7 protein-coding genes are annotated in these 11,475 nt (G+C 72.3%); 5 read left to right on the forward strand and 2 right to left on the reverse strand.

Going from position 1 to position 11,475, the window contains the following annotated elements; genetic code table 11:
- Positions 1 to 64 precede the first annotated feature (64 nt).
- The 5 genes from polA (at position 65) to pgfA (ending at position 7,837) form a co-directional block, all read left to right on the forward strand.
- Positions 65 to 2,818 carry a DNA polymerase I gene (gene polA, locus ACZ56E_RS30235; RefSeq protein WP_471218961.1) on the forward strand — a complete coding sequence of 918 codons (2,754 nt, stop codon included), beginning with the start codon at positions 65 to 67 and terminating at the stop codon, positions 2,816 to 2,818.
- A gap of 772 nt (positions 2,819 to 3,590) precedes the next feature.
- The gene (locus ACZ56E_RS30240; RefSeq protein ID WP_471218963.1) at positions 3,591 to 4,541 is read left to right on the forward strand and encodes a serine hydrolase; all 951 of its coding nucleotides are present in this window, start codon (positions 3,591 to 3,593) and stop codon (positions 4,539 to 4,541) included.
- Between the two features lie 200 nt (positions 4,542 to 4,741).
- Complete coding sequence (locus ACZ56E_RS30245) at positions 4,742 to 6,502, forward strand: lytic transglycosylase domain-containing protein (RefSeq protein ID WP_471218964.1); 1,761 nt, start codon at positions 4,742 to 4,744, stop codon at positions 6,500 to 6,502.
- 156 nt (positions 6,503 to 6,658) lie between these two features.
- Positions 6,659 to 6,793, forward strand: a complete 135-nt coding sequence (locus tag ACZ56E_RS30250; RefSeq protein WP_471218966.1) for an SPW_0924 family protein — start codon at positions 6,659 to 6,661, stop codon at positions 6,791 to 6,793.
- A 45-nt stretch (positions 6,794 to 6,838) separates the two neighbouring features.
- A complete protein-coding gene (pgfA, locus tag ACZ56E_RS30255; protein ID WP_471218968.1) occupies positions 6,839 to 7,837 on the forward strand; it encodes a cell envelope lipid trafficking protein PgfA in 999 nt (332 codons plus the stop codon).
- A 21-nt stretch (positions 7,838 to 7,858) separates the two neighbouring features.
- Here the strand turns inward: pgfA and hrpB are convergent, their stop codons facing one another.
- On the reverse strand, positions 7,859 to 10,396 hold the full coding sequence (gene hrpB / locus ACZ56E_RS30260) for an ATP-dependent helicase HrpB (protein ID WP_471218970.1): 2,538 nt from the start codon (positions 10,394 to 10,396) through the stop codon (positions 7,859 to 7,861).
- A gap of 4 nt (positions 10,397 to 10,400) precedes the next feature.
- On the reverse strand, positions 10,401 to 11,225 hold the full coding sequence (locus ACZ56E_RS30265; RefSeq protein ID WP_471218972.1) for a class I SAM-dependent methyltransferase: 825 nt from the start codon (positions 11,223 to 11,225) through the stop codon (positions 10,401 to 10,403).
- Positions 11,226 to 11,475: the final 250 nt, after the last annotated feature.

The following is an 11,475-nucleotide window of genomic DNA, read 5'->3' on the forward strand; positions in this document are numbered from 1 at the left end:
ACAACGCCGGGGGGCGGGGCCGCGTGGGACCGGACTGTCGGTGGGGCGTGGCAGGATCGGGGACGTGGCAGAAACAGCATCGAAGAAGAAGTCCGAGACCGCGGCGACGAAGGGCAGGACGGCGGGCGGTGAGCAGCGCCCGCGCCTGATGCTCATGGACGGGCACTCCTTGGCGTACCGGGCGTTCTTCGCGCTGCCCGCGGAGAATTTCACGACGGCGACGGGCCAGCCGACGAACGCGATCTACGGCTTCGCGTCGATGCTGGCGAACACGCTGCGCGACGAGGCACCCACGCACTTCGCGGTGGCGTTCGACGTGTCCCGCAAGACGTGGCGCTCCGAGGAGTTCCCGGAGTACAAGGCGAATCGCTCCAAGACCCCGGACGAGTTCAAGGGCCAGGTCGAGCTGATCGGAGAGATGCTCGACGCGATGCACGCGGTGCGCTTCGCGGTGGACGGCTTCGAGGCGGACGACGTCATCGCGACGCTGGCCACGCAGGCGGAGGCGGCCGGCTTCGACGTGCTGATCGTCACGGGCGACCGTGACTCCTTCCAGCTGATCACCGACCATGTGACGGTGCTGTATCCGACGAAGGGCGTCTCGGAGCTGACGCGCTTCACCCCGGAGAAGGTCTTCGAGAAGTACGGCCTCACCCCCAGCCAGTACCCCGACTTCGCGGCGCTGCGCGGCGACCCGTCCGACAACCTCCCGGGCATCCCCGGTGTCGGTGAGAAGACGGCCGCGAAGTGGATCAACCAGTTCGGTTCGTTCGCCGACCTCGTCGAGCGGGCCGAGGAGGTCAAGGGCAAGGCCGGGCAGAATTTCCGCGACCACCTGGAGGCGGTCAAGCTCAACCGCCGCCTGACCGAGATGGTGCGCGACGTCGAACTGCCCAAGACGGTCACCGACTTGGAGCGCGCGGCATATGACCGTACGGCGCTCGCGATGGTCCTGGACACCCTGGAGATCCGTAACCCCTCGCTGCGGGAGCGGCTGCTCGCCGTCGACCCGGGCGCCGAGGAGGCCGAGCAGACCCCGGCCGAGCCCGGTGTGGAGCTGGACGGCGCGGTGCTCGGTGCGGGTGAGCTCGCCCCGTGGCTGGCCGAGCACGGCAAGGCGGTCCTCGGGCTCGCCACGGTCGACACCTGGCAGCTCGGGACGGGCACGGTCACCGAGGTCGCCCTTGCCGCCGCCGGCGGAGCGGCCGCCTGGTTCGACCCGGCGACACTGGACGAGGCCGACGAGAACGCCTTCGCGGCCTGGATCTCCGACCCCACCAAGCCGAAGGTCATGCACAACGCCAAGGGCGCGATGCGGGTCTTCCCCGAGCACGGCTGGACGGTGGACGGCGTCACGATGGACACGGCCCTCGCCGCGTATCTCGTGAAGCCGGGCCGGCGCTCCTTCGCCCTCGACGCGCTGTCCCTGGAGTACCTGGGCCGTGAGCTGGCGCCCGCCTCCGCCGCCGACGGACAGCTCGCCTTCGGCACGGAGGAGGACGACCGGGCCGAGGCCGACTCCCTGATGTCGCAGGCCCGCACCATCCTCGACCTGGGCACGGCCTTCGGCGAGAAGCTGACGGAGGTCGGCGCGAGCGACCTGCTCGCCGACATCGAGCTGCCCACCTCCGCGCTCCTGGCCCGCCTGGAGCGGCACGGCATCGCGGCGGACCGCGCGCACCTGGAGTCGATGGAGCAGCAGTTCGCGGGCGCGGTGCAGCAGGCCGTGAAGGAGGCGCACGCCGCGGCGGGCCACGAGTTCAACCTGGGCTCGCCCAAGCAGCTCCAGGAAGTCCTCTTCGGCGAGCTGAACCTCCCCAAGACGAAGAAGACGAAGACCGGGTACACCACGGACGCGGACGCGTTGGCCTGGCTCGCCGCCCAGACGGAGAACGAGCTGCCGGTCATCATGCTCCGCCACCGCGAGCAGGCGAAGCTGCGCGTCACCGTCGAGGGCCTGATCAAGGCGATCGCCGCGGACGGCCGCATCCACACCACCTTCAACCAGACGGTGGCGGCGACGGGCCGGCTCTCCTCCACCGACCCGAACCTGCAGAACATCCCGGTCCGCACGGACGAGGGCCGGGCGATCCGCCGCGGCTTCGTCGTCGGCGAGGGCTTCGAGTCCCTCATGACCGCGGACTACAGCCAGATCGAGCTGCGCGTGATGGCGCACCTCTCCGAGGACGAGGGCCTCCTCGAGGCGTTCACGTCCGGCGAGGACCTGCACACGACGGTCGCCTCCCAGGTGTTCAACGTCGACGGTTCCGCCGTCGACGCGGAGATGCGCCGCAAGATCAAGGCGATGTCGTACGGCTTGGCGTACGGCTTGTCCGCGTTCGGCCTCTCCCAGCAGCTGAACATCGAGGCGGGCGAGGCGCGCGCACTGATGGACACGTACTTCGAACGGTTCGGCGGAGTCCGGGACTACCTCCGCCGCGCGGTCGACGAGGCCCGCGCCACGGGTTACACCGAGACGATGCTCGGTCGCCGCCGCTATCTCCCCGACCTCAACAGCGACAACCGCCAGCGGCGCGAGATGGCCGAGCGCATGGCTCTGAACGCGCCGATCCAGGGCACGGCGGCGGACATCGTCAAGATCGCCATGCTGAACGTGCACGGGGCGCTCACCGCGGCGAAGCTCGACTCCCGCATGCTGCTGCAGGTCCACGACGAAATCGTCCTGGAGATCGCTCCGGGCGAGCGGGACCGGGTGGAGGAGCTGGTCCGCAGGGAAATGGCGGGGGCGGTGGCCCTGCGGGCGCCGCTGGATGTTTCGGTGGGTGTGGGGCGCGACTGGGAGTCGGCGGCGCACTAGCCCTGGCGGGCGGCGGAACGGGGGCCTTCCCGGCGAGTGCCGGGGGCCTTCCTGCTTGCGCAGTTCCCCCGCGTCCCTGGGGGAGAGGGCGTGGGGCTGCCGGTGTGTGCCTGCGGGCCGCTGGGGGTTGTTCGCGCAGTTCCCCGCGCCCCTGGAGACAGCCGGGGTCTGCCGGTTCGTGTCTGCGGGCCGCTGGTGGTTGCTCGCGCAGTTCCTCGCGCCCCTGGGGGGAGTGCGTGGGCCTGCCGGTGTTTGCCTGCGGGCCGCTGGGGGGCTGTTCGCGCAGTTCCCCGCGCCCCTGGGGAGAGTGCGTGGGTCTGCCGGTTTCTACCTGCGGGTGCGGGGTGGTGCTCGCGCAGTTCCCCGCGCCCCTGAGACAGCCGGGTGCTGCCGGTTTGTGTGTGCGGGTTGGTGGTGGTTGCTCGCGCAGTTCCTCGCGCCCCTGTCCCGGGGGCTGAGCCTCGTGGTCAAGGGCGGGTGCGGGGGGTGTTTTTAGGGGCGCGGGGAACTGCGCGAGCAACCACCGACCCGCCGCAGCCGCAACACAACCGTCCAACCCCCGCGCCCCGCGCCGCGCAGCGGCGTGTGCCCCACGCAGCCCCGCGCAGGGGCAGGAACCCGCTCAAGCCCCACGCAGTGGAGTCCGCTCAGGCCCCCGCGCAGCGGCGTGCCCCCACGCAGGGGAGTCCGCCAAAGCCCAGCGCCGCGCCCCCTCACTCGCGTGGCCCCCGGCAAAGCGACCCCCGGCCGAGCCTGGGGTCAGGATGAGCGCATGGTCTCTCACCTGCGAAAGTGCCGGACGGCTGTCGCCGCGGCGATCACCACGGCCCTCCTGGTGCCCATACCGGCGACCGCCGCCGCAGCCGGCGACCTGCAGGGCGCGGACCTCTGCACGGCAGGCCGTGACCCCACCCTCGCCGCCCGGATGTCGAAGGACATCAGGGCGGCTTTGTCGTCCAGAGCCGGCACCGTTTCCCTGTCCGTGCGCGACTCCCGCACCGGCCTCGTCTGCGAGCTGGCGAGCCGGCGCCGCTACGACGCGGCGAGCGTCGCCAAGGTCCTGGTGATGGAGGCGGCGCTGCGCCGCGCACAGGAGTGGCGCCGCGGTCTCACCGGCTGGGAGCGCCGACGGATCCGCCCCATGATCACCACTTCGGACAACCACGCGACGCAGCGCCTGTGGAACGACCTCGGCCACCACTACCTCTCCCGTTTCCTGCGCCGCGTCGGCACCACGGCCACCACCCTCGGCACCTACGGCCGTTGGGGCCTGACCGGCACCACCGCGGCCGACCAGTCCCGGCTGCTCGACGTGTTGACCGGGGTGCGGGGCATTCTCGGCCCGAGTGCGCGGGCGTACGGGCTGCGGCAGATGGCCGAGGTGCGGCGCGACCAGCGCTGGGGGGTGCCCGCGGGGATGCCCCGCGGCGTCCGCGCCCACCTCAAGAACGGCTGGCTGCCGCGGGCCACGCACGGCTGGCGCGTCCACAGCGTCGGCGTGTTCACCGGCGGCGGCCGCACCTACCGCATCGTCGTCCTCTCGCACGACAACCCGTCGATGGCGTACGGCGTACGGACCATCGAGCGCATCGCGCAGGCCGTGCACCGGGGCCTCCACAAGGGCCGGGCGATCGGCCAGGAGCTGACCCCGGAGAGCGAGATCAGCGAGGTTCCGGACGGCTCGGCGCCCGCCGAGGACGACGACCCGGGCCCCGCCGCGTAACAGAGCTGTCGCGGCGTCCTGGCCAACTGGTAAAAACCGGGCACGAACGGGTGCCTGGTCGTGCCAAGTTGTCGTAGTGTCGCCTGAGCCGACCCACTCGGTGTACGTGCGTGCGACGGTAGGCGTGTACGCGCGGCAGAGCGTGTACGAGGGTGGGGGCGGCGCGCGACAGTTTTCAAAAGGGGAGGGGTGGCTCGGTCATGGCGCCGGTATTCGGCAGGCGGCTGCGCAGAGGAACGGTGACCGCCGCGGTGGCAGCGGCGGCGGTGGCGGCCCTCGCCGCGTCGCAGGCCCCGGGCGTGACGGACGTACCGCGTGACGGGCAGGCGGCGGGCGCGTCCGACACCCCGCCGCCGTCCGGTGACTCCGCGACCGGCGACTCCCCGTACTACACCGACCTGCCTCCCCTGCAGAGCCCCGTCCCGCCGAGCGGCGGCGACAGGAAGGCCGAGGCGGGCGTCCCGGCCACGGTCCTCGACGCGTACAAGAAGGCAGAGACCGCGCTCAACACCGATAAGCCGGGCTGCAACCTGCCCTGGCAGCTGCTCGCCGCGATCGGCAAGGTCGAGTCGGGCCACGCCCGCGGCGGCCGCGTCGACGCGAGCGGCACGACGCTCAAGCCGATCCTCGGCCCGGTCCTGAACGGCAACGGCTTCGCGAAGATCACCGACACCGACAAGGGCGCGTACGACGGTGACGTGACGCACGATCGCGCGGTCGGGCCGATGCAGTTCATCCCGTCGACGTGGGCCACCTCGGGCCGGGACGGCAACAACGACGGCAAGAAGGACCCCAACAACATCTACGACGCGGCGCTCGCCGCGGCCCACTACCTGTGCGCGAACGGCCGTGACCTCTCCGTCGAGGCCGACCTGCACAAGGCGATCCTGAGCTACAACCGCTCCACGGAGTACCTGAACACGGTCCTGTCGTGGCTGGAGTTCTACCGCAAGGGCACCCACGAGGTTCCCGACGGCAAGGGCGTGCTGCCCGACGAGCGCAGCGACAGCCGCTTCCCGGGCGTCAGCCCGAGCCCGATCACGCCGAGCACCCCGTCGTACACGCCGCCGTCCAAGCCGGAGAAGGAGAAGCCCGGGAACAACGGCGGCGGCAACAACGGTGGCAACAACGGCGGCAGCGACAAGCCCGACCCGCCGAACGGCGGTGGCGATCCCGAGCGCCCCGACCCCTCGCCGGCCGACCGTGTCGCCGACCTGGCGAACGCCGGGACCGGCACGCTCACCGCGACCGCGGGCGACGCCTTCGCCGAGCGCGTCGAGGTGCGCGCGCTGTCCAAGTCGGGGTCTTTCGTGTCCGGGGTCAAGGTGAAGTTCACGATCGCCGGTGCCACGGACACCCGCTTCGACGGCGGCGCGAGGAGCGTCACCGTCACCACGGGCTCCACCGGCAAGGCCACCGCCCCGGTGCTCGAAGCGGGCGAGCAGGCCGGCAAGTTCACCGTGCGGGCCACGGTCGTGGGCCGCTCGGTGCAGGGCGTCGACTTCGCCGCGGAGGTCACCGCGCGCCAGGCCGACGCGCTCGCCAGGACCAGCGACAAGCCGCTCGTCTGCGAGGCGGGCAAGGAGTTCGCCGACAGGGTCGAGGTCAAGGCGACGTACAAGGGCAGGGCCGCCGGCGGCGTCTCGGCCTCCGCCATGATGGTCACGTCGGCGTCGGACGCGACGGCCAACGACAAGGGCCCCTACTTCAAGGGCGCGGACGGCAAGCCGATCCGCATGCTCAAGGGCCTGAAGACCGACGCGAACGGCCTGCTGAAGCTCCCGAGGATCTACGCAGACGACGCGGCGGGCACGTATCTGCTGCGCATCGCCACGGCCGGCGGCGGCATCCTCACCGTCGAGCTGAAGGTGAACGCGGCGGAGCCCGACACGACACCCACCCCGTCGGACTCGGCGAGCGCCTCGCCGAGCACCACCCCGAGCGCGTCTCCCAGCGCCTAGCGCCCGGTACCGCACATCCCGACCGCCCCTCCGCCACCCACGGCGGAGGGGCGGTCGGTGTTTGTGCAACGTGTTCTCATCTCGCCCGTCCGTTGCTACGGTGCCCGCCCTGACGCCCTATCAGTTCCGGCCGCAAGCCGAACCGGGAGGCCCCGTATGCGCGCCCTCATCGCCGCCGTTACCGGCCTCGCCGTCGCGTTCGCCCTGGTCCTGACGGTCACGGCGATCGGCGCCCCGTCCGGCGAGACGTCCCCCGAGCCGCTGCTCACCACCGTCCCCGCACACCCATAGACGTACGGTCCCCAAGCACCCACAGACGTAGGGAGGGCCGCAGCGATGCGCCGCAAGGCCAGCCTCGTCCTGCTCGCCTTCGCCGTGTTCTTCACGGCCATGTCTCCGCTCATGCGCTGGTACGCCTTCCCGCGGCTCGCGAAGATCCCGCCGAGCCAGTACCAGGAGACGGTCCTCGAGGCGGACGACCCGACCCTCATCGACTACGGCTCCATGAAGGCCAAGAAAATCGACAAGGTCACCATCGTGCAGACCCTCAAAGGCAACGTGGAGGCCTCCGAGAAGGTCGAGGAAAGTGCCGACCGTGACGTCGTCGTCTGGGACACCCTCTCCTACGTCCAGGACGACAAGGGCAAGATGGTCTCCAAGATCCCCGAGCGCTACATCTTCGACGCGCACAGCCAGGAACCCGTGCACGCCACGGGCGAGGCGGTCGACGGGGACCCGGTCAAGCGCGAGGGCATCGAGTTCAAGTGGCCCTTCCTGACCGAGAAGCGGGACTACGAGTACTTCGACGCGCAGGCCCGTATCACCCGGCCCATCCACTACAAGGGCACCCAGAACTTCCGCGGCCTGAAGGTCTACTACTTCGAGCAGACCATCCCCTGGACCAAAGTGCCCTTCCCGAAGACGATGCCCGTCAAGGGCATCACTCCGGAGTCCCTCGCCAAGACCGGCACCACCCGCTGGTACACCACGGTCCGCAAGTTCTGGGTCGAGCCGACCACCGGGGCACCCGTCTACGGCGAGGAGATCCAGAACAACGAACTGCGCGGCGGCACGCTCCTGGGCGACCGCGACAAGGTCACCGTCTTCTCCGGACACGTGAAGATGCGCGAGGACTACATCAAGGACACCGTCGACCTGGTCAAGTCCCAGCGCGTCCTCGTCCTCCTGCTGACCTCGTACCTCCCCTGGGGCTTCCTCACCCTCGGCATCCTCCTGCTGGCCCTCTCCCTCTGGCTGGAGGCCCGCAGCCGCAGGCCCGACGACCCGACCCCGACGACGGAGAACGACCCGGAACCGGAACCGGTCAACGCCTAGAAGCCCGGAACCGGTCGACGCCTAGGAGGACCGGCCCGCCTGGCGGGCCTTGGTGTAGCGGGTCGGCTCGGCCGTCGCAGGGTCCTCCGGCCACGGGTGCTTCGGGTAGCGGCCGCGCAGGTCCGCGCGGACCGCGCGGTAGCCCGACTGCCAGAACGAGGCGAGGTCCGCGGTGACGGCGACGGGGCGCCCGGCGGGGGACAGCAGGTGCACGAGCACCGGTACGCGGCCGCCCGCGATCCTCGGCGTCTCGGCGAGCCCGAACATCTCCTGCAACTTGACGGCGAGCACCGGCTGTTCGGGGTCGGAGTAGTCGAGCCGGACCCTGGACCCGCTCGGCACCTCGAAGCGCTCGGGGGCGAGCTCGTCCAGGCGGCCGGCCTCGCCCGTCGCCCACGGCAGGAGCCGTCCCAGCGCCTGCCCGGCGTCGATCCCCGCCAGGTCGGCCCGGCGCCGCGCCCGGGAGAGCTCGGGCTCCAGCCATTCGTCCACGCGCGCGTGGAGAGCGTCCTCGGATACGTCGGGCCAGGGCACCCCGAGATGGCGGTGCAGGAACGCGAGCCGCTCCCGCAGCTCCCGCGCACCCCGCGACCACTTCAGCAGTGCGGTGCCCTCCTCCCGCAAACCGGTCAGCAGCGCCTCCCGCACCAGACGCGGATCGGGCTTCTTCAAGGGACGCACCGTCAACTCCACGGCGCCAAGACGCTCCACGTGCCGCGCCACGAGCTCGCCGTCGCCCCAGGCCACCTCGTCGCCCTCGGAGTACAGCGGCGCGGCGGCGCCGCGGGCGACGTCCTCGTCGATGTGCCCGGCGAGAAGCACGCGCGCGTGCCCCGCGCCCACCGGCCGGTCGGCCACGGCCACGGCCAGCCACCGCGCACCGGACAGCGCGGACCCCTGCCGCGCCTCCGCCCGGGTCCCGCCCGCCATGAGATACGTCCCGCCGCCCACGCTCCGGGCCACCCGCTCCGGAAACGCGAGGGCCGCCACCAGACCGGCGACGAACTCGTCGCTCCCCTCGCCGCCGCCCTCGGCCGGTCCACCGGGCGCCGCCGAGGCGAGGCGCCGGGCCTCGGTCCGCCACCGCGCCCCGTAGGCGTCCTGGCCGCGCCGCGCCGCACGCCAGGCACCCGCGAGGTCGTCGCCGTACTCACGGGGCGGCTCCTCGCTCAGCAGCGCCACCGCCTCCGCCGCCCGGCGCGCACCGACGCGCGGCGCCGCGTCCAGCAGGGCCCGCGCCAGGCGCGGATGCAGACCCACCCGCGACATCCGCGTGCCGCGCTCCGTCGCACGGCCCGACCCCGCGTCCACCGCGCCCACCGCCACCAGGACGTCCCGCGCCGCCGCCATCGCGCCGCCCGGCGGGGGATCGAGGAGAGCGAGCCCGGAGGCGTCAGGATCGCCCCAGCACGCCGCCTGCAGCGCGAACGCCGCGAGGTCGGCCACCTTGATCTCGGGCGCGGGAAAGCGCTGCAGACGCCCGTCCTCCGCCTCCGCCCAGCACCGGTACACCGCCCCCGGGGCCTCCCGCCCCGCGCGGCCCGCCCGCTGCCGCCCGGCCGCCTGCGAGGCCCGCACGGTCGCCAGCGCGCTCAGCCCGCGCGCGTGATCGACCCGCGGCTCCCGCGCGAGACCCGAGTCCACGACGACCCGCACCCCGGGCACCGTCAGCGAGGATTCCGCCACGGAGGTCGCGAGCACCACCCGCCGCCCGTCCGGCCCGGCGAGCACCGCGTCCTGCACCGCGGCCGGGGCCCGCCCGTGCACCTGCAGCACCTCCACCCCGCCGAGGCCCGTCAGCTGCCCCGCGACCCGCGCGATCTCACCGACCCCGGGCAGGAAACACAGGACGTCGCCGTCCCGCTCGGCCAGCGCCCTGCGCACCACCGATGCCACATGGGTCAGCAGCGCCGGATCGACCCGCATCCCGTGCGGCGGCCGCACCGCGCGCGGGGGCGGCGCCCACACGACCTCCACGGGGTGCGCGACGCCCCGCGCCTCCACCACGGGCGCACCCCCGAGGATCCGCGCCCAGCCCTCCGCGTCGGTCGTCGCCGACGCCGCCACCAGACGCAGCTCGGGCCGCAGCGCGGCCCGCACGTCCACCAGGAACGCCGCCACCGTGTCCGCGTCCAGATGCCGCTCGTGGCACTCGTCCAGGATGACGACGTCCACGCCGGCCAGCTCCTGGTCCCGCTGCAACCGCTGCAGCAGCACACCCGTCGTCACGACCTCCACGCGCGTGCGCGCGCCCACCACGCGCTCACCACGCACCGTGTAGCCGACGCTCTCGCCCACCTGCTCGCCGAGCAGCCACGCCATGCGCCGCGCGGCGGCCCGGGCGGCGATGCGGCGCGGCTCCGCGACGACGACGCGACGTACGCCGTCATGGGCACCCGGCACGTCGACCAGGCCCGCGAGCGCCAGCGGCACCAGCGTCGTCTTGCCCGTGCCGGGCGGCGCGCAGAGCACCGCGCTGCCCGGCCCCTCCAGAGCGGCGGAGAGACCGGGCAGCGCGTCACGTACGGGAAGGTCCAGAGCTGCGTGGTTACGGATCACCCGCTCAGTCTCGTACGCATACGTAGATGGCCGTCCCCGGGATCAGGTTTCCGCGCAGCGGGGACCAGCCGCCCCACTCCTGCGTGTTCCAGGCGGGCCACTCCGGCTCCACGATGTCGACGAGCCGGAACCCGCCGGCCACGATGTCCCGCACCCGGTCGCCGATCGTCCTGTGGTGCTCCACGTACACGGCGTTGCCCTCGTCGTCCTGCTCCACATAGGGAGTGCGGTCGAAGTAGGAGGCCGCTACGGAGAGACCCTCCGGACCCGGCTCGTCCGGGAACGCCCAGCGGATGGGGTGGGTCGCCGAGAAGACGAACCGCCCGCCGGGCCGCAGCACCCGGCGCACCTCCTTGAGGACCTGCACGGGATCGGCGACGAACGGCATCACGCCATAGGCGGAGCAGACGAGGTCGAAGGAGCCGTCCCTGAAGGGCAGTACTCCCGCATCGGCCTGGACCAGAGGAACGTTCCCGCCGATCCGCAGCGCGTGCTGGAGCTGGCGGTGCGAGAGGTCGAGGGCGACGGGGCGCGCGCCCTGCGCGACCAGCCAGCGCGAGCACTGCGCGGCACCGGCGCCGATCTCCAGAACGTCCTTGCCCTTGAGCTCCTCGGGCGGACCGAGCAGCTCCGCCTCCACCTCGTCGAGCCCCTCGGGGCCCCACACGAAGCGGTCGTCCCCGAGGAACGTGCCGTGCTCGATCTGGTACTCGTCGGCGTTCCGGTCCCACCAGCCGCGGTTGGCGCGACTGCTCTCCGTGACATCGGCGTCACGCCGGGTGGCCTCGGGCTCGGGCGGCAGTGCGGACTCTTGGATGATGGGCTCCATCGTCGTAATCTTCCGTATCTTCCGCGGCCCCCGCCGAAATCTCGGCGCGAAGGGGCGCGGTGCGGCCCGTGTGGCCTCAGGCGACAGGTTTTGTGCCGGGTATGCGGCGTTACGCCCCGGGTGTGCGCCTTCGCGCATTGACCCTGTCCGGCTGCCCCCGTATGCTACAAGTTGCGCTGCGAGCCTGCGCTCCTCAGACATAGCAGGCTGCGCTCGCGTCTGTTGTATGTCCCCTCGGTTGTCGAGGCGC

It is taken from the genome of Streptomyces sp. NPDC039480, from assembly GCF_055597165.1.

Bases quoted from the DNA above. Each gene is read 5' to 3' on its own strand.
- pgfA (WP_471218968.1), top strand. From the start codon at position 6,839: ATGCGCCGCAAGGCCAGCCTCGTCCTGCTCGCCTTCGCCGTGTTCTTC.
- ACZ56E_RS30240 (WP_471218963.1), top strand. From the start codon at position 3,591: ATGGTCTCTCACCTGCGAAAGTGCCGGACGGCTGTCGCCGCGGCGATC.
- ACZ56E_RS30265 (WP_471218972.1), bottom strand. From the start codon at position 11,225: ATGGAGCCCATCATCCAAGAGTCCGCACTGCCGCCCGAGCCCGAGGCC.
- ACZ56E_RS30250 (WP_471218966.1), top strand. From the start codon at position 6,659: ATGCGCGCCCTCATCGCCGCCGTTACCGGCCTCGCCGTCGCGTTCGCC.
- ACZ56E_RS30245 (WP_471218964.1), top strand. From the start codon at position 4,742: ATGGCGCCGGTATTCGGCAGGCGGCTGCGCAGAGGAACGGTGACCGCC.